The following is a 16,242-nucleotide window of genomic DNA, read 5'->3' on the forward strand; positions in this document are numbered from 1 at the left end:
ATGTCCCGTTACTACACCGAAGATCATGAGTGGATCGAAGTCGAAGGCGAAGCCGCGACGGTCGGCATCACCGACTATGCGCAGGAACAGCTGGGCGACATCGTGTTCGTCGAACTGCCCGACGAAGGCGCTGAGCTTGAAAAGAGCAAGGACGCGGCCGTCGTCGAATCCGTGAAGGCGGCGAGCGATGTCTACGCCCCGATCACCGGCACTGTGATCGAGGTGAACTCCGCGCTCGAAGAAGACCCCGCGCTGGTCAACTCCTCTCCCGAGGAAGACGGCTGGTTCTTCAAACTGACCATCGCCGACGAGAGCGAGCTCGAAGGCCTGATGGACGAAGCCGCCTACAAGAGTTTCGTCGAGGGTCTTTGATGCTGCGCGGCGTCACTCTTCTGGCGGGCGCCGCCTTGCTGAGTGGGGGTGCGTTTTCAGTCCCCAGCGATGCGATGTCCGTGGAAGAGGTCATTGCCAATATCGAGGCGTTCGATGGAAAGGACGTCACTGTCCACGGATGGCTCGGCCGTTGCAGTGGGTATGACTGTGGCCTGTTCGTGTCGGTTGAAGACGCCGAGATGGTTGAGAATGGTGAGACCGGTTCAGACGAGTGGCTGGCCGCGTTCGACCGAAGTTTACGTATTGGCGGAGGGAGTGCTTTCGATGCTCTCGCTAGCACAATGCAATTTCGTGAAGTCGTGATTGAGGGTCGGGCTAGCAGCGAGTGTTTCCAACCCAACACTTTCTGTTTCGATCGCGCGAGCGACATCGAGCCGAGTTCAATTCGTAGAGTTCTATAAAGCGGAAGCTATACAATGCGCTACCTCCCTCTGACCGATGCCGATCGCGGCGAAATGCTCGCCAAAGTCGGCGCGTCCAGCATCGACGACCTGTTCGTCGATGTGCCCGAACATGCGCGGCTCAAAGGCCCGATCGAGGGCCTGCCGATGCACGCCAGCGAGATGGCGGTGGAGCGGCACATGCGCGCGCTCTCCGGCAAGAACCTCGCGGCGGGGGATGCGCCCTTCTTCCTCGGTGCGGGGGCCTATCGCCACCATGTGCCCGCATCCGTCGATCACATCATCCAGCGCGGCGAGTTCTTGACCGCCTATACTCCGTATCAGCCGGAGATCGCGCAGGGCACGCTGCAGATGCTGTTCGAGTTCCAGACGCAGGTCGCGCGGCTCTATGGCTGCGCGGTCGCCAATGCATCGATGTACGACGGCTCGACCGCGTGCTGGGAAGCGATCGCGATGGCGGGGCGGATCGCGCGCGGCAAGCGCAAGAAGGTCGTCCTCTCGGGCGCGCTGCACCCGCATTACGCCGAGGTCGTGCGGACCATGGCGAAGTTCACCGAGGACGAGATCGCCGACGCGCAGCCGACCTTGCAGGGCTCGCCCAATCTCGACGGGCTGATAGGCCGGATCGACGAGGATACTTCGTGCGTCGTCGTGCAGTACCCTGATATTCTCGGGCGTCTCTCCGACCTCGAAAAGATCAGCGAAGCCGCGCATGCCAAGGGCGCGCTGGTGATCGCTGTGAACCTTGAGCCGGTCGCGCTCGGGGCGGTGAAATCCCCGGGCGAAATGGGCGCGGATATCGTCGTCGGCGAAGGTCAGTCGATTGGCGTCGGCCTTCAGTTTGGCGGGCCCTATCTGGGCCTGTTCGCGGTGCGCGACCCCAAGCATGTCCGCATGATGCCCGGCCGTCTGTGCGGCGAGACGCAGGATGCCGAGGGCAAACGCGGTTTCGTGCTGACGCTTTCGACGCGCGAGCAGCACATCCGGCGCGAGAAGGCGACCAGCAATATCTGCACCAACAGCGGGCTGTGCGCGCTGGCGTTCAATGTCCACATGAGCCTGCTGGGGGAGAAGGGCCTGCGCCAGCTCGCGGCGGAGAACCACCGGCTTGCGTGCCTTGCAGCGGATAAGCTGGCGGCTGTGCCCGGCGTCACCGTGCTCAACGACAGCTTCTTCAACGAATTCACGCTCATGATCGGGCAGGATGCACGCAAGGTCGTCCGCAAGCTGGCCGATCAGGGCATCCTCGCGGGCGTCTCGCTCGGTCGGCTCTTCCCGGCCAATGATGCCCTGTCCGAAGGCCTGCTCGTCACGCTCACCGAAACCACCAGCGAGGAGGATATCGAGACCCTCTGCGCTGCCCTGAAGGAGGTGCTGGCATGAACGCGCCCAACAAGTCCGGCTGGAAGCCCAGCGCGCCGCTCGCTGGCGATACCGAAAGCGCCACCTTCACCGGCAACCGTGCGTTGATGCTCGAAGAGCCGCTGATCTTCGAGATCGGCCATATCGAGACCACCGGGGTAGACCTGCCCGAACCGCAGGCCGATGCGCCCAGCCGCCTCGGTGGGCTTGAGCGCACCGACACGATCGGCCTGCCCGGTCTGTCAGAGCCCGAATGCGTGCGTCACTATACGCGGCTCAGCCGGCAGAACTACGCGATCGACCTCGGGCTCTTCCCGCTTGGCAGCTGCACGATGAAGCACAATCCGCGCCTGAACGAGAAGGTCGCGCGGATGCCGGGCTTCGCCGACGTCCACCCGCTCCAGCCGGTCGATACGGTGCGCGGCGCGCTCGAAGTCATCAACGAACTTGCCTTCTGGCTGATCGAGCTGACCGGCATGCACGGCGTTGCGATGAGCCCCAAGGCGGGCGCGCATGGCGAGCTGTGCGGCATCCTGTGCATCCGCGCCGCGCTCGAAGCGCGCGGCGATGCGCGCAAGGTCGTGCTGGTGCCCGAAAGCGCGCACGGCACCAACCCCGCCACTGCCGCCTTCGCTGGCTATGAGGTGGAGGATATTCCGGCGACCGCAGAGGGCCGCGTCGATCTGGAGAAGCTCAAGGCGCGGCTCGGCCCCGATGTGGCGGCGGTGATGATCACCAACCCCAACACCTGCGGGTTGTTCGAGCGTGACATGAAGGCAATTTCCGACGCGGTCCACGCGGCGGGCGGCTTCGTCTATTGCGACGGCGCGAACTTCAACGCGATCGTCGGCAAGGTGCGCCCCGGCGACCTCGGCGTCGATGCGATGCACATCAACCTGCACAAGACCTTCTCCACCCCGCACGGCGGCGGCGGACCCGGCTCCGGCCCGGTGGTCCTGTCCGAAGCCCTGTCGCCCTACGCCCCGCTGCCGTTCACCGCGCGCGGCGAAGACGGCACGGTGCATCTGGTCGAGGAAGAGAACGCGCACGAGTTCGGCCATTCGGACGCCTTCGGCCGGATGACCGCGTTCCACGGGCAGATGGGCATGTTCACCCGCGCGCTCGCCTACATCCTCAGCCATGGGGCGGACGGTCTGGCGCAGGTCGCGGGAGACGCGGTGCTCAACGCCAATTATATCCTGCGCTCGCTCGATGATCTGCTCTTCGCGCCCTTCGGCGAGAGTGGCCCGTGCATGCACGAGGCACTGTTCGGCGACAAAGGCTTTGCCGAGGATGTCTCCACGCTCGACCTCGCCAAGGCGCTGATCGACGAGGGCTATCACCCGATGACGATGTACTTCCCGCTGGTGGTCCACGGCGCGATGCTGATCGAGCCGACCGAGACCGAGAGCAAGGCGGGCCTCGACCAATTCATCGGTGCACTGCGCTCGGTCGCGGAGCGGGCGAAGGCAGGCGACGAGAGCCTGAAGGCCGCGCCCTATTTCGCGCCGCGCAGGCGCCTCGACGAAACGCAGGCGGCGAGGAAGCCGGTGCTGGCTTGGGAGGGCGAACTCGCCCCCGCAGGCAAGCCGGTGCCGAGCGAGATCGGCGGGCAGTAGAACCCGCGCGGCATGAAGATCGTCTTCAGCCGCAAGGGGTTCGACAGCGGATCGGGCGGCGGATCGTCGCCCATCGTGGATGGCGTACCGGTCTCGCTGCCGATCCCCGACAGCAAGGGGATCGCGACAACAACCTACGGCGACCTGAGGCTAGGCGAGCTTGCCGCTCGGGCGAGCCGGAATGCTTTCGGGGCGGACAGCCTGTGCCACCACGATCCGCTGTTCACCGGCGAAGGCCGCTGCATCTTCGGGCAGGTCGGCGCGGCGCAGACGCATCTCGCCAATCACGGTGTGGGGCTGGGTGACGTGTTCGTGTTCTTCGGGCGGTTTGCGGGCGAGGGGGAAGCGGCGCACCATCGGATTTTCGGATATTGCCAAGTCGAGCGGGTGATCGACCTGACCGCGTGCGACAAAGCGGAGCGTGCCGAGTATGCGGCGCTCGGTCATCCCCACGCGCTGGGCCTGCATGGGCCGAACGATACGCTCTATGTCGGGCCGGGGCGAACGGCGGGCAGGGCCTCGGATGCGCTGCGTCTGACGGCACCGGGCGAAGCGCTAAGCCGGTGGGTTCGGCCGAAGTGGTTGCGGCGCGGTGACCTCTCCTACCACGATGCCGAGTGGCGCTGGGCTGCGCGCAATCGCCTGATCGCCGTCAGCCGTGGGCAGGAATTTGTCGCGGACGTAGGACGGCGCAAGGCTCCGCGCGAATGGCTGGAGCGGATACTCGAAGAATTCTGATCCTCCCCGTTTCTCCGCAGGATAAATGGGGAGGGGGACCGCCCGCAGGGCGGTGGAGGGGCCAGTGGCGCCATGGCCCCTCCGTCACGCAGCCTGTGGCTGCGCGCCACCTCCCCATTCACCGATGCGGAATGGGGAGGATCTTGAGGGCTTACTTGTACGTCTTGATGATCGCCGAGAAGTCGAGGCCGTCATTGCCCGCGCCCGAGAAATCCTCGTACAGGCTCGCCGCGCGTGCGCCCAAGGGAACGCCCGCGTCGACCTCTTCCGCCGCCGCCATCGCGAGGCGCAGGTCCTTGAGCATCAGCGCGGTCGCGAAGCCGCCCTGGTAATCCTTGTCGGCAGGGCTCTCGACCCCCACGCCCGGAAGCGGGGTGTAGGCGTTGAGCGACCAGCAATAGCCCGAGGACTGCGACGAAATCTCGTAGAACTTCTGCGGATCGAGACCCAGCTTCTGCGCCATCTGCATCGCTTCGGCGACCCCGATCATCGAGATGGCGAGCAGCATGTTGTTGCAGATCTTGGCTGTCTGGCCCGCGCCAGCGTCGCCCGCATGGATCACTGCCTTGCCCATGCCTTCGAGGATCGGCTTAGCCGCCGCGAACGCCTCTTCGGTGCCGCCGACCATGAAGGTCAGCGTGCCACCGTCCGCCGCCGCGATCCCGCCGCTGACCGGCGCGTCGACCATCTTGTAGCCCTTGGCGGTGGCCATCTCGGTCACTTCCTTGGCGGTGGCGACGTCGATGGTCGAGCAGTCGAGCAGCGCCGCGCCTTCGGGCGCATGGCCGATCACGGCGTCGGAATAGACCGACTTCACGATTCCGCCATTGGGCAGCATCGAGACCACCGCGTCGACGCCCTGCACGGCTTCCTTGGCATCGGTGAAGGTCTCGCAGCCATTGCCCTTCGCCTTGGCGAGCGCGTCCTCCGACAGGTCGAACGCGCGCACTTCGTGGCCGTTCTTGACCAGGTTCGCGGCCATCCCGCCGCCCATGTTGCCGAGGCCGATAAAGGCGATTTTCATAGTGCTATCCTCTCTCAATCATTCGTCATCGCGAGCGTAGCGACGCGATCCATGGAGCGACCGCCGCCTCTGCGAGTATTGGGCCATGGATTGCTTCGTCGCCTGCGGCTCCTCGCAATGACGAAGCTAAGGGTTCACCGCCCCTTCCACTGCCCGTCGCGCTTCTCGATGAAGGCTTTCATGCCCTCGGCCTTGTCCTCGGTTGCGGTGAGGATCTGGAACAGGCGGCGTTCGTGGAGCACGCCTTGGCCGAGGAAGGTCTCGTAGGCAGCGTTGACCATTTCCTTGTTCACCATCGCGGCCATCGGCGGCATCCCGGCGATGGTCGCCGCAGAGGCTCGCGCCTCGTCCATCAGCGTGTCGTGCGGCACGACGCGCGCGACGAGGCCGCTGCGTTCGGCTTCCTCGGCGTCCATCATCCGCCCGGTCAGGCACATTTCCATCGCCTTGGCCTTGCCGACTGCGCGGGTGAGACGCTGCGATCCACCCATGCCCGGCGCGACGCCCAGCTTGATCTCGGGCTGGCCGAACTTCGCCTTGTCGCTCGCGATGATGAAGTCGGCCATCATTGCAAGCTCGCACCCGCCGCCCAGCGCGAAGCCGTTGACCGCCGCGATCCACGGCTTGCGCACGGCTTCCACGATGTGGCTGGTCCACTTGGCGAAGAAGTCCTGCAGGTAGAAATCCGCCGCGTCCTTCTCGCTCATCTCCTTGATGTCCGCGCCCGCCGCGAAGGCCTTATCGCCCGACCCGGTCAGGATCGCGCACAGCTGGCTATCGTCGTTCTGGTAGGCGGCGAAGGCCTCGATCAGTTCGTCGAGCACCACGCTGGAAAGCGCATTGAGTGCCTGCGGGCGGTTGAGCGTGATGGTGGTGACGGCACCGTCGGTTTCGCTGGTGATGGTTTCGTAGGCCATTTCTACTCCTCGTCGCTCCTGCGCAGGCAGGAGCCTAGATAACGTGTGTTGTGCGACCTGCGGGCCGCATCTGGGCCCCTGCCTTCGCAGGGGCGACGGCAAGTTCAGTTGCCGAGCGGCGTCCACTCCTCGCCCTCGGGCAGGGCGGCGAAGATCGCCTCGATCTGTTCGTCGGTTACGCCTTGGGGCGTGGCGGGGTTCCATTGCGGGTCGCCGGTCTTGTCGACGATCACTGCGCGCACACCCTCGGCGAAATCGTGGCTGACGAGCACGCGGCTGCCGATGCGGTATTCCATCCGCATCTCGTCGGCGAAGCTGCCAAGCGTCAGGCTGTCCGCCAGCTGGCGCAGCGCGACCTTGCAGCTCTGCGGGCTCTTGGCGCGCAGCGTCTTGAGTTCCTTCGCGGCCCAGTCGGAATCATCTGCCTCGAGCGCGGCGAGGATATCCTCCAGTGTGCGGCCCGCGAACAGCCGGTCGATCGTCTCGCGATTGGCGAGGATGCGCGCCTCGGGCGGGGTTTCGGATGCCTCGTCGAGGATCGACTGGATGTTGGCCGGATCGTCGATGATCGCGGCCTTCACCCGGGCGAGGTTCTCGCTCGCAATGTAGTGCGTGGCGAGACCGATCGCGTGGCACTCCGCCCCGTCGAGCCGCGCGCCGGTGAGCGCGAGGAACTTGCCCGTCTGGCCCGGCAGGCGGCTGAGATACCATCCGCCGCCGACGTCCGGAAACAGGCCGATCCCCGTTTCGGGCATGGCGAACTTGGTATTCTCCGTCGCCACGCGGAACGCCGCAGGCTGGCTGATGCCGACCCCGCCGCCCATCGTGATCCCGTCCATGAAGGCGACCACCGGCTTGGTGTAGGTGAACAGCTGGTGGTTGAGCTGATACTCGGCGTGGAAGAACTCGCGCCCCGTCTTTCCCTCGTCGTTCAGCGCCGAGTTTCGCAGCATCGCGATATCGCCGCCCGCGCAGAAGCCGCGGCCTTCGGCATGGTCGATCATCACCACCGCGATGCCGGCATGGTCGGCCCACGCGCCCAGTGCCTCGGCCATCGCGACGCACATCTCGGTCGTCAGCGCATGGATCGCCTTGGGGCGGTTCAATGAGATGTGGCCCACGCTCTTGTGGGTGTGGATGTTGAGCTGGTCGGTCATGCCGCGTCCTTGTGTTCGATGAGATCCCAGCGGTTGCCCCACGGATCGTTGAAAACCGCGACGGTGCCATAGGGCTCTTCGCGCGGTGCTTCGGTGAATTCGACGCCCCATTGCGCCATGCGGCGATGGTCGGTCGCAAAATCGTCCGACTGGAGAAACCAGCCGACACGCCCGCCTGCCTGGTGGCCGATCGCCGCAGTCTGTTCGTCGTTTGCGGCGCGCGCGAGCAGCAACTTGCCGCCGCTTGCACCTGCCATGACGACCCAGCGCTTGCCGTCGCCCAGATCGCTGTCTTCCTCGACCGTGAAATCGAGCGCGTCACGGAAGAAAGCGATCGCCTCGTCGTAATCGGGGACGAGGAAGGTGGTCATGGCAAGGCCGGTCACTGCCGAAGCAAATCCCGGCCCACGATCATGCGCATCACCTGGTTGGTGCCTTCGAGGATCGAGTGCACGCGCAGGTCGCGCCAATAGCGTTCGATCGGGTAGTCCTTGAGGTAGCCGTAGCCGCCGAACAGCTGCAGCGCGTCGTTGACGACCTTGGAGCCATTGTCGGTCGCCAGCCGCTTGGCCATCGCGGAGAAGCGCGACTTGTCGGGCGCGTTGTCGGTGACTTTCGCCGCCGCGAGATAGAGCAGCGCGCGCGCTGCCTCCAGATCGGTCGCCATGTCGGCGAGCATGAATTGCGTGTTCTGGAAGTCCGCAATCTGCTGGTCGAACTGCTGGCGTTCCTTGGTGTATTTCACCGCCTCGTCGAGGCAGCGCTGCGCCCCGCCCAGCGAGCAGGCGCCGATGTTCAGCCGTCCGCCGTCGAGCCCCATCATCGCGAAGCGGAAGCCTTCGCCTTCGTCGCCTACGCGGTTCTCCACCGGTACGCGCGCATCCTCGAAGATGACCTGCGCGGTCGGGCTGGCATTCCAGCCGAGCTTCTTCTCGGGCGCGCCGAAGCTGACGCCCGGCGTGTCCTTGTCGACCACCAGGCAGGTGATGCCCTTGGTCTTGTGCTCGCCCGTGCGGACCATGGTGACATAGACGTCGTTCACGCCGCCGCCGGAGATGAACTGTTTGGTGCCGTTGAGCACATAGTGGTCGCCATCCAGCACCGCCTGCGTCTTGAGCCCCGCCGCGTCCGATCCGCTGCCGGGTTCGGTGAGGCAGTAGGAGGCGAGCTTTTCCATCGTCACCAGCTGGGGAAGGTATTTCTCCTTCACGCCTTCGCCGCCGAAGCGGTCGATCATCCAGCTGGCCATGTTGTGGATCGAGATGAATGCGCTGGTGGTGGGGCAGCCATAGGCCATCGCCTCCATGATCAGCGCCGCTTCGAGACGGCCGAGGCCGATCCCGCCGCTCTCCTCGCTGACATAGATCGCGCCGAAGCCGAGCTCGGCGGTCTGCTTGATCGTGTCGACGGGGAAGTGGTGATCCTCGTCCCACTTGCCCGCGTGGGGCGTGATGTTGTCGGCGGTGAACCGCTGCGCCATGTCCTGGATCGCGAGCTGGTCGTCTGAAAGCTGGAATTGTCCGGTCATGGAAGGCGACCTAGCCCCCCGGACGCGGATAGAAAAGGGGACAAAACGCTAGGGCGGGCTGCGATCAGGGTGCGCTGGAGCCGCGATCCGCCGGGCAGCGTTTGCGCATCGTGATGCGATCGGGGTAGCTTGACGCGGTAACGGCCAGCCGCTCCCGCCCGCCGACCAGCCGCATCGAGTAGTCTTCTTCCCAGCGCTCGCCTTCGCCTTCCATCGCCAGCGACACCACCAGCCCATCCCGGGTGCGGCGCACCGCGGTGACCTCGCCCCGCGATTCGTAGAAGCCGATGCTGCCCGGGCGCACCATCATGCGCAGGTCGGAGTCGGGCGCGCAGCTACCCTCGACGCCATCCCATTCGCCCAGATAGCTCGCCGGAATCGCGGTCAGCGCAGCGCGGTTGCGCGCGACATCGTCTGCCGGGACATTGGGCAGGGTGTAGAGCGTCGGTTCGGAAGAGGGCGCAGGCGAGGGTGTAGTTGGGGGTGTGGTAGAGTGCGGGGGCGAAGCGCTGGTCGAGGCGCTTTCCACGGCTGTCGGCGTTGCATCGCCTGTCGGTGCGCGCGCGGTCGGTTCTGATGTGGTGGTCGACGGGGCGCGCTCGCCTGACACCGCCACATCGCCGGCAGCGTCCTCGCCCGGTTCCGGCTGCGAATCCCCGTTCCTGCCGTCGCAGCCGACCAGCACGATCAGCATCGCGGTAGCAGGCATGATCCGCCTCATCATCGTGCATTGCCCCCTCTGATCGCACGGCAGCTGTCTTCTACCGCAATCTTCTCCACCGCGCGATAGTCGGCCTCGTTCGGTGCGATCCGGCGGATCAGAACGACCCCGCGCTGGGTCGGGGCAGGGATGGAGAAGCCCTCGGGCTCGCTGAGGGGCGGTAGCAGCCGCATCGCGAAGCGCTTCCCCTCGCCCCGGAAGGTCAGGAAATTATTGGTCTGCGCGTCATACACCGAGAGCGAGGAATAGCCCGGCCAGGCGGCCATCTCGATCGCGACCGCGTCAACCCCCTCGGAAAAGTCGAACAGGCAGATCGAATAGGCGAGCTCAGGGGAAGCGCGCACTACCCGTTGGGTCTGGGGTGTCATCCGCGGCGCAAGCCTGAAGCCGTGCTGCGGAATGCCACGCTGTTCCATCGCGGCCATTGCGCGTTGCATGATAAAGCCAGGCGCGCCGTACAGCACCGCAAGGTGGCCGATCACGATCGCGGCAAGCAGGACGAACAGCGTCAGAAACGTGCGCATCACAGATCCTCCGCAGTGGTGCAGCCCAGCCGCGCGATACGCGGCGGGTTGAGCGCGAGCTTGGGCGTTTCCAGCACCTCCGCCGATGGCACGTAGAGCCGCAGAGTCAGGTCGAAATGGCCCGCGTTGCGGCTGGAGATCCAGTGCTCCGCACCCTGCGGCCGCTGGGGCGCGATGATCGCCTGCCACGCGCCCTCGCCTGTCTCGCTCGCACTGATCGACAGCGCCTGGTCTTTGTTCATCGGCAGGCGGCTGTTCGCATCGTAGAGCGTGATCGACCACCACCGCGCGGCCTGCCCCATGCCCGACAGGCGATAGCGGCAGCCTTCGCGCAAGGGACGTCCACGCTCATCGCGAGAGCGGGTGAAATAGATCGCCTCGCGTCGCTGCAGCGCGAACAGCCCGTGCTTGGCGACGCGCGCGCGGGTGTAGGGATCGGCGCCGTCCGAACCGATCGCGAAATCGGTGCGCCAGCCATCAATGGCGATCCCGGCGATCCCGGTGGGGGCGCTGCTGCGCGGCCAGATGCCGGACAGCACCAGCGCAGACGCACCGCCTATCGCGAGGCCCACCAGAATGGCGGCGAGAAGGCCCAGCACAAATCGCATGGCCGGCCCACGATAGCAGCTTGGTGGTTAAAGATCAGTCGTTCTGTTTGCGCGGCAGGCCGAGCACGCGGGTATCGAACCATTGCTGCGCCCGATCGGTGTCGTTGCCGCGATACCAGCGCGGGGCGGGCAGGCCCTTTTCCCACGCGACCATCTCGGTCAGGCTGCCTTGGGCGGAGGGAGTGTCATAGACGGGGGCATAATCGGCGAAGGGATCGGCATAGGCCTCGTCCGCGCTGACGATCGTCCAGCCCTTTGCCTCCAGCGCGCGGACCAGATCGCCGATGTACATCGCGTTGAGGTCGGTCTCGTGCAGCAGGATCACGTGAACCGGGGAGCGCCCGATCGTCTGCCGGGCGAGCTGGTCGTAGAACTCGGCGGCGTCGACCTGCGTTTCGATATAAAGATCGTGCAGCGCCTGCCGGTCGATCTTGTGCCCGTCTGCAACCGCGCGCTTGGCGGCGCTTTCGTAGAACCAGTCGCTTGCGTCGATCGTCACGTAGCCATTGGAGAGGCCACGCTGCGCCAGACCTTCACGTACCGCGTCGCGCTTCCCCTTATCCTGCCGACCTTCGTCGAGGTAAGGATAGCGGAACCACGGGCGGTATCCCGCGCGCCCGTGCAGCCATTCCTCGGCGGCGTCGATATCGGCCAGATATGCGGCGGCGTCTGTCTGCGAGAGGTGGGGGTGGCTCGCCGAATGGTTCGCGATCACGTGCCCGGCGGCGACATAGGCTACGATCCGTGCCTCGTCATCCGCGCCATCGATTTGCCCGGGATTGACGAAGAACACCGCCTGATCGACGCCCGCTTCGGCAAGGTTTGCGATCAGCAGCCGGGTGCGCTCTTCCTCGCTGAGGAAGGCGCCGGGTGCGCGCGGCGCATCGTCGAAGCTCAGCGCAATCCGCTTTTCGGGCGGTTGCGGCGGGGCGGATGTGTCCTCGGCATGCGCGCAGGCGGCGAGCAGGCCGAGCATGAGGGGAACGAGCCAGCGCATGGCCCGGACGCTAGCCCGGACAGCGGCGGTAGGTAGTGGTGGAGCGTTCACCCGTGTCGAAATTACGGACGGTCAGCGTCTTTGCCACCGGATCGACCCGGAATTCGAGCTCGTCACGGGTCGGCTCGTCGGCATAGGTGGTGTCGAACAGCGCGCGGATGTGGCCGGGCGCGCGATCCGAGACGGAGATGAACTTTCCGCCGGTCTCGAAGAACGAATAGCCATCCTCCCGAATGGTCAGCACTTTGCCTATCTTGTCCTGCTGGTAACCGTCACATTGAGCCTTGGTTACCGCCGCGCCATCAGTTTCGCGCCACTTGCCGCGGATCGCCGCAGGGAAGGTCTGGGCAAAGGCGCTAGGTTCCTGTTGTGCGTCGCCGTCCGAGGGCAGACCCTTGGGCGGGCCTGCACCATCGCCGATCCCGCCATCGGGTTCGACCGGGATCGGGGGCTGGCCGGCATCCGGCCCTTGCATGCCTCGATCTGCGGCTGTCGTGTCGACCTCCTGCTCGTTGGGTGTGGGCGAGCACGCAGACGTGGCGAGCAGGGCGACAAGCATGGGAAGAGCCAAACGCATGGTCGCGATGCTAGCGCGTACAGCGGCGGTATGTCCTGATTGAGCGTTCATCCGTGTCGAAATTGCGGACGGTCAGAGTCTTTGTTGCCGGATCGACGCTGAATTCCAGTTCGTCACGGGTCGGCTCATCGGCAAAGCTGGTGTTGAACAGCGCACGGATGCGCCCCGGCTCGCGCTCCCTGACGGACACGAAGCGCCCGCCCGCTTCGAAAAACGTATAGCTGTCGTCGCGGATCGTCAGCACCCTGCCCATGTTGCCGGGCAGATAGCCGTCGCACTGCGCGGGGGTTGCCGCAGCATCCTTGGTCTCGCGCCACTTTCCCCGGATTGCGGCAGGGAAGCTCCTGGGCAGGGTGCTCTGCCCTGCGGACCCGTCTTCGTCCGGAAACAGCCCGGGCCAGGGCGCCGCGTAGAGCTGGCTCGCGCCACCGCCGATCGTCCTGGCCGGTTCGACGGCAATCGGGATCTGGCCGGTTTCGACGGAGGGTGCAGGCGCGTTCGAGCCGGGTGCGGCATCATTGTCGCTATCCGCAGCGGAGCAGGCAATCACACCCAGAGCGACTGACGATAGGAGAGCAAGCGATTTCATCGACGGTGAATGTCCTGCTGCCGCTCGCTGTCCGACTGCTCAGCCACCGCACCGGGTCAGCGGAATCGGGCTATGCCCGGGCCCGACCAAAGCACCGCTCTTGCCTCCCTGGTCCAGCACGATGCCATAGGGTTCCTCCTGGCCATCGTCTTCCAGCTCGATCGCGTTCGGCCCGGCGTAGTGGACCTTGGTGAAATTGCTCGTCTTGCCCTGCCAGGTGATCTTCGTCGGCGCGATCTTGATCAGGCTGTCGGAGGCGGCCTTGCAGGTGCCGTAGGTGGACCAAGTGCCTTCGTACTCGGAGGGGATCAGATGCGCCTCGCGGATTGTCGCGCACTTGCGGAATTCGAACGGTTCGAAACCGTCGCCCGAAAGGGTCAGGCGCTTGCCACCGTCCGACAGCCGCAGCGTGTAGGACTCTTTCGACCGGTCGTCGGCATACTGGAAGAAGCCCTCGCTCTCGATCCGGTCGTCGGAGATCTGCGAGATCGTCTCGGGAGTGAACGCGCCCTCGTAATATTGCAGCAGCTTGGGCTCGATCGTCAGCGCCGTGTCGCTGAGCGTGGTGCACGCGAACTCGCCCGCATCGACACTGTCCCACCCGCCGCGGAAGTTCATGGGAATGGCGTCGAGTGTGCTCGGCGTGGGCTCTGCCTGCGCGGGCGGGGGCGCGGCGTCCGCGCTTTTCCTGTCCGCGTCCTCGGCTTCACCCCCACATGCTGACAAGGCGACCAGAGCCGCCACTGGCGCAATGAACCTGACCATATTCATCCGTCTTCCCCCTGTAGTGGTGTGCCCCAAGCGGATATTGGCAAGGTTTCCGGCTGCGGATCAACCCATGGTGGGGATGACGAAGGCGTTGGAGCCATCGCCACCGCCATCGGGCCAGCGCTGGGTGACTTTCTTGGTCTTGGTCCAGAAGCGCAGCCCTTCCTGCCCGTACTGGTCGATGTCGCCGAAGCCCGAACGCTTCCACCCGCCGAAGCTGTGGTAGCTGACGGGCACGGGGATCGGCACGTTGATGCCGACCATGCCGACGTTCACCCGGTGCGCGAATTCGCGCGCGGCGTGGCCGTTGCGGGTGAAGATGGCGACGCCGTTGCCGTACTGGTGCTCGCTCGGCAGGCGCACCGCATCCTCGAAATCCTTCGCGCGCACGATCTGGAGCACGGGGCCGAAAATTTCTTCCTTGTAGCTCTCCATGTCGGTGGTCACGCGGTCCAGCAGCGTCGGCCCGACGAAGAAGCCCTTTTCGTGGCCTTGCAGGCTGAACCCGCGCCCGTCGATCACGACCTCGGCACCTTCCTTCTCCGCAGTGTCGATCCACTGTTCGATCCGCGCCTTGTGCTCGGGCGTGACCACGGGGCCGTATTGCGCATCCTTGTCGGTCGAGACGCCGACCCGAAGTGCGTTGATCGCGGGGATCAGCTTTTCGCGCAGACGGTTCGCGGTATCCTCGCCCACCGGTACCACCACCGGCAGCGCCATGCAGCGTTCGCCCGCCGAGCCGAAGGCGGCGCCCGCCAGATCGTTCACCACCTGATCGAGATCGGCGTCGGGCATCACGATGCCGTGGTTCTTCGCCCCACCGAAGGCCTGCACGCGCTTCCCGTTAGCGGTGCCGCGCGAGTAGATATACTGCGCGATGTCGGACGATCCGACGAAGCTGATCGCGGCGATGTCGTCATGGTCGAGGATCGCGTCGACCATTTCCTTGTCGCCATTGACCACCTGAAGCAGCCCTTCGGGCGCACCGGCTTCCACGAACAGTTCGGCGAGGCGGATCGGCACGGAGGGATCGCGTTCGGACGGCTTGAGGATGAAGGCGTTGCCTGCCGCGATCGCCATGCCGAACATCCACATCGGGATCATCGCGGGGAAGTTGAACGGGGTGATGCCCGCCCCGATGCCGAGCGGCTGGCGCATCGAATAGACGTCGATGCCCGGGCCGGCTCCTTGCGTGTATTCGCCTTTCAGAGCCTGCGGGATACCGCAGGCATATTCGATCACTTCGAGCCCGCGCTGCACGTCGCCATGCGCATCGTCGACCACCTTGCCGTGCTCGCTGGAGAGCAGCTCGGCCAATTCCTGCTTGTTCGCTTCGACCAGCCGCTTGAACTCGAACATCACGCGCGCGCGCCGCTGCGGGTTGGTCGCAGCCCATTCGGGCTGGACTTCCTTCGCCTTGGCCACCGCCCGTGCGAGCAGTGCGGCATCGCCCAGCGCGACCTCGGCCTGCACCTCGCCGGTGGAGGGGTTCCACACCTTGTGCGTGCGGGCGGCTTCGCCGGCGGCGACGCCTGCCGCGAGATGGTGGTCGATAGTGCGCATGGGGGCTCTCCGTGAATTTACTCTTCGGTAGCGCGCTAGACGCTGCGCCCGCACCAGATCAAGGGAGGAAGGGCCCGCACACCACTGGCGAAAGAGCTAGCCGTAGCGTCCATCGCGCTCGATGCGCCCGAAATCGCATGGGGGTTGGCCGCAGTCAGGGGCGCTGCGTTCAACCCATCTTGACCGGGACCTAGCGAAGGTGCAATCGCGCCACGGCCCAATGCGGCCCCGATGCGGGTGTAGCTCAATGGTAGAGCAGCAGCTTCCCAAGCTGACGACGAGGGTTCGATTCCCTTCACCCGCTCCACAATCCTGAATTAGCCGCAGAAAACCGCGACTTCGGAGGCGAGCGTGCGCCTTGTGCGGAGCGTGGGACCGGAAGTCGCATCCGCGCGTTCAACCGTCATGAGGAAGACCGTCGAGGATCTCCAGCGCGAGATGGAAGCCGCCGCGCGTGCGCTCGATTTCGAGACCGCAGGGCGAATACGCGACCGGATCAACCTGATGCGCGGCGGAGCGAATGCCGAAGAGGCGGCAAAGGCGGATACCTCCGGCCTGATCCGCCAGCAGCCCGGTGCCATGGGGCTGGGCACGAGCCGGCAAAGGCCGATTCCTCCCGCAGGCTGGAAGAAGCCGCCTAAGCCCGACCTCATGACCTCAGGCCGAAAACGCAAATGAGCATCGGCACCGCGCATGGCGCGATCGGGCAGGCGGCACGATTATCCCCTCTTTTGAGACTTTTGGAATTGCGTCACG

Annotated in this window: 19 protein-coding genes and 1 tRNA gene; 7 read left to right on the forward strand and 13 right to left on the reverse strand. The window is 65.5% G+C overall.

What is annotated here, in order from left to right; genetic code table 11:
- Genes gcvH through VO57_004625 form a run of 5 tightly spaced genes read left to right on the forward strand, consistent with a single transcriptional unit; the run spans position 1 to position 4,513 of the window.
- The gene (gcvH, locus tag VO57_004605) at positions 1-372 is read left to right on the forward strand and encodes a glycine cleavage system protein GcvH (GenBank protein XBL70630.1); all 372 of its coding nucleotides are present in this window, start codon (positions 1-3) and stop codon (positions 370-372) included.
- Positions 369-794, forward strand: coding sequence for a hypothetical protein (locus tag VO57_004610; GenBank protein ID XBL70631.1), 426 nt, complete (start codon positions 369-371; stop codon positions 792-794). The genes gcvH and VO57_004610 overlap by 4 nt, the downstream gene beginning before the upstream one ends.
- Before the next feature lie 15 nt (positions 795-809).
- Positions 810-2,177 (forward strand): aminomethyl-transferring glycine dehydrogenase subunit GcvPA, encoded by a 1,368-nt coding sequence (gene gcvPA, locus VO57_004615; GenBank protein XBL70632.1) that lies wholly within the window; start codon positions 810-812, stop codon positions 2,175-2,177.
- Entirely contained in the window at positions 2,174-3,775 is a 1,602-nt protein-coding gene (gene gcvPB, locus VO57_004620) for an aminomethyl-transferring glycine dehydrogenase subunit GcvPB (protein ID XBL70633.1), read from the forward strand. The genes gcvPA and gcvPB overlap by 4 nt, the downstream gene beginning before the upstream one ends.
- 12 nt (positions 3,776-3,787) lie before the next feature.
- Positions 3,788-4,513 carry a hypothetical protein gene (locus VO57_004625; protein XBL70634.1) on the forward strand — a complete coding sequence of 242 codons (726 nt, stop codon included), beginning with the start codon at positions 3,788-3,790 and terminating at the stop codon, positions 4,511-4,513.
- Between the two features lie 151 nt (positions 4,514-4,664).
- Here VO57_004625 and mmsB read toward each other — a convergent pair whose 3' ends face one another.
- The 13 genes from mmsB to VO57_004690 form a co-directional block, all read right to left on the reverse strand.
- Positions 4,665-5,537, reverse strand: a complete 873-nt coding sequence (gene mmsB / locus VO57_004630; protein ID XBL70635.1) for a 3-hydroxyisobutyrate dehydrogenase — start codon at positions 5,535-5,537, stop codon at positions 4,665-4,667.
- A 134-nt stretch (positions 5,538-5,671) separates the two neighbouring features.
- A complete protein-coding gene (locus VO57_004635; GenBank protein ID XBL70636.1) occupies positions 5,672-6,454 on the reverse strand; it encodes an enoyl-CoA hydratase-related protein in 783 nt (260 codons plus the stop codon).
- Between the two features lie 104 nt (positions 6,455-6,558).
- Positions 6,559-7,611, reverse strand: coding sequence for an enoyl-CoA hydratase/isomerase family protein (locus tag VO57_004640; GenBank protein XBL70637.1), 1,053 nt, complete (start codon positions 7,609-7,611; stop codon positions 6,559-6,561).
- Entirely contained in the window at positions 7,608-7,982 is a 375-nt protein-coding gene (locus tag VO57_004645; GenBank protein ID XBL71285.1) for a VOC family protein, read from the reverse strand. Before VO57_004645 ends, VO57_004640 begins: the two co-directional genes overlap by 4 nt.
- A gap of 11 nt (positions 7,983-7,993) precedes the next feature.
- Positions 7,994-9,139: an acyl-CoA dehydrogenase family protein gene (locus VO57_004650; protein ID XBL70638.1), complete on the reverse strand. Its 1,146-nt coding sequence runs from the start codon at positions 9,137-9,139 to the stop codon at positions 7,994-7,996.
- Positions 9,140-9,203: 64 nt separating this feature from the next.
- Positions 9,204-9,848: a hypothetical protein gene (locus VO57_004655; GenBank protein ID XBL70639.1), complete on the reverse strand. Its 645-nt coding sequence runs from the start codon at positions 9,846-9,848 to the stop codon at positions 9,204-9,206.
- A gap of 11 nt (positions 9,849-9,859) precedes the next feature.
- The gene (locus tag VO57_004660; protein ID XBL70640.1) at positions 9,860-10,384 is read right to left on the reverse strand and encodes a DUF1254 domain-containing protein; all 525 of its coding nucleotides are present in this window, start codon (positions 10,382-10,384) and stop codon (positions 9,860-9,862) included.
- On the reverse strand, positions 10,384-10,992 hold the full coding sequence (locus VO57_004665; GenBank protein XBL70641.1) for a DUF1214 domain-containing protein: 609 nt from the start codon (positions 10,990-10,992) through the stop codon (positions 10,384-10,386). Before VO57_004665 ends, VO57_004660 begins: the two co-directional genes overlap by 1 nt.
- A 34-nt stretch (positions 10,993-11,026) precedes the next feature.
- Entirely contained in the window at positions 11,027-11,989 is a 963-nt protein-coding gene (locus tag VO57_004670) for a polysaccharide deacetylase family protein (GenBank protein ID XBL70642.1), read from the reverse strand.
- A 10-nt stretch (positions 11,990-11,999) separates the two neighbouring features.
- Positions 12,000-12,464, reverse strand: a complete 465-nt coding sequence (locus VO57_004675; protein XBL70643.1) for a hypothetical protein — start codon at positions 12,462-12,464, stop codon at positions 12,000-12,002.
- A gap of 112 nt (positions 12,465-12,576) precedes the next feature.
- Complete coding sequence (locus VO57_004680; GenBank protein ID XBL70644.1) at positions 12,577-13,155, reverse strand: hypothetical protein; 579 nt, start codon at positions 13,153-13,155, stop codon at positions 12,577-12,579.
- A gap of 39 nt (positions 13,156-13,194) precedes the next feature.
- Positions 13,195-13,926, reverse strand: a complete 732-nt coding sequence (locus VO57_004685) for a hypothetical protein (protein XBL70645.1) — start codon at positions 13,924-13,926, stop codon at positions 13,195-13,197.
- A gap of 60 nt (positions 13,927-13,986) precedes the next feature.
- Positions 13,987-15,486 carry a CoA-acylating methylmalonate-semialdehyde dehydrogenase gene (locus tag VO57_004690; GenBank protein ID XBL70646.1) on the reverse strand — a complete coding sequence of 500 codons (1,500 nt, stop codon included), beginning with the start codon at positions 15,484-15,486 and terminating at the stop codon, positions 13,987-13,989.
- A gap of 233 nt (positions 15,487-15,719) precedes the next feature.
- Here VO57_004690 and VO57_004695 point away from each other — a divergent pair.
- Positions 15,720-15,793 (forward strand) — tRNA-Gly (locus VO57_004695).
- A 98-nt stretch (positions 15,794-15,891) separates the two neighbouring features.
- A complete protein-coding gene (locus VO57_004700; GenBank protein XBL70647.1) occupies positions 15,892-16,164 on the forward strand; it encodes a UvrB/UvrC motif-containing protein in 273 nt (90 codons plus the stop codon).
- Positions 16,165-16,242: the final 78 nt, after the last annotated feature.

The organism is Citromicrobium bathyomarinum, from assembly GCA_001306305.2.
In the GTDB taxonomy this organism is placed as follows: Bacteria; Pseudomonadota; Alphaproteobacteria; order Sphingomonadales; family Sphingomonadaceae; genus Alteriqipengyuania; species Alteriqipengyuania bathyomarina.

Excerpts from the sequence above, each read along its gene's own strand:
- gcvH (XBL70630.1), top strand. The coding sequence starts at position 1 with ATGTCCCGTTACTACACCGAAGATCATGAGTGGATCGAAGTCGAAGGC.
- gcvPA (XBL70632.1), top strand. The coding sequence starts at position 810 with ATGCGCTACCTCCCTCTGACCGATGCCGATCGCGGCGAAATGCTCGCC.
- gcvPB (XBL70633.1), top strand. The coding sequence starts at position 2,174 with ATGAACGCGCCCAACAAGTCCGGCTGGAAGCCCAGCGCGCCGCTCGCT.
- VO57_004625 (XBL70634.1), top strand. The coding sequence starts at position 3,788 with ATGAAGATCGTCTTCAGCCGCAAGGGGTTCGACAGCGGATCGGGCGGC.
- mmsB (XBL70635.1), bottom strand. The coding sequence starts at position 5,537 with ATGAAAATCGCCTTTATCGGCCTCGGCAACATGGGCGGCGGGATGGCC.
- VO57_004635 (XBL70636.1), bottom strand. The coding sequence starts at position 6,454 with ATGGCCTACGAAACCATCACCAGCGAAACCGACGGTGCCGTCACCACC.
- VO57_004640 (XBL70637.1), bottom strand. The coding sequence starts at position 7,611 with ATGACCGACCAGCTCAACATCCACACCCACAAGAGCGTGGGCCACATC.
- VO57_004645 (XBL71285.1), bottom strand. The coding sequence starts at position 7,982 with ATGACCACCTTCCTCGTCCCCGATTACGACGAGGCGATCGCTTTCTTC.
- VO57_004650 (XBL70638.1), bottom strand. The coding sequence starts at position 9,139 with ATGACCGGACAATTCCAGCTTTCAGACGACCAGCTCGCGATCCAGGAC.
- VO57_004655 (XBL70639.1), bottom strand. The coding sequence starts at position 9,848 with ATGCCTGCTACCGCGATGCTGATCGTGCTGGTCGGCTGCGACGGCAGG.
- VO57_004660 (XBL70640.1), bottom strand. The coding sequence starts at position 10,384 with ATGCGCACGTTTCTGACGCTGTTCGTCCTGCTTGCCGCGATCGTGATC.
- VO57_004665 (XBL70641.1), bottom strand. The coding sequence starts at position 10,992 with ATGCGATTTGTGCTGGGCCTTCTCGCCGCCATTCTGGTGGGCCTCGCG.
- VO57_004670 (XBL70642.1), bottom strand. The coding sequence starts at position 11,989 with ATGCGCTGGCTCGTTCCCCTCATGCTCGGCCTGCTCGCCGCCTGCGCG.
- VO57_004675 (XBL70643.1), bottom strand. The coding sequence starts at position 12,464 with ATGCAAGGGCCGGATGCCGGCCAGCCCCCGATCCCGGTCGAACCCGAT.
- VO57_004680 (XBL70644.1), bottom strand. The coding sequence starts at position 13,155 with ATGAAATCGCTTGCTCTCCTATCGTCAGTCGCTCTGGGTGTGATTGCC.
- VO57_004685 (XBL70645.1), bottom strand. The coding sequence starts at position 13,926 with ATGAATATGGTCAGGTTCATTGCGCCAGTGGCGGCTCTGGTCGCCTTG.
- VO57_004690 (XBL70646.1), bottom strand. The coding sequence starts at position 15,486 with ATGCGCACTATCGACCACCATCTCGCGGCAGGCGTCGCCGCCGGCGAA.
- VO57_004700 (XBL70647.1), top strand. The coding sequence starts at position 15,892 with ATGAGGAAGACCGTCGAGGATCTCCAGCGCGAGATGGAAGCCGCCGCG.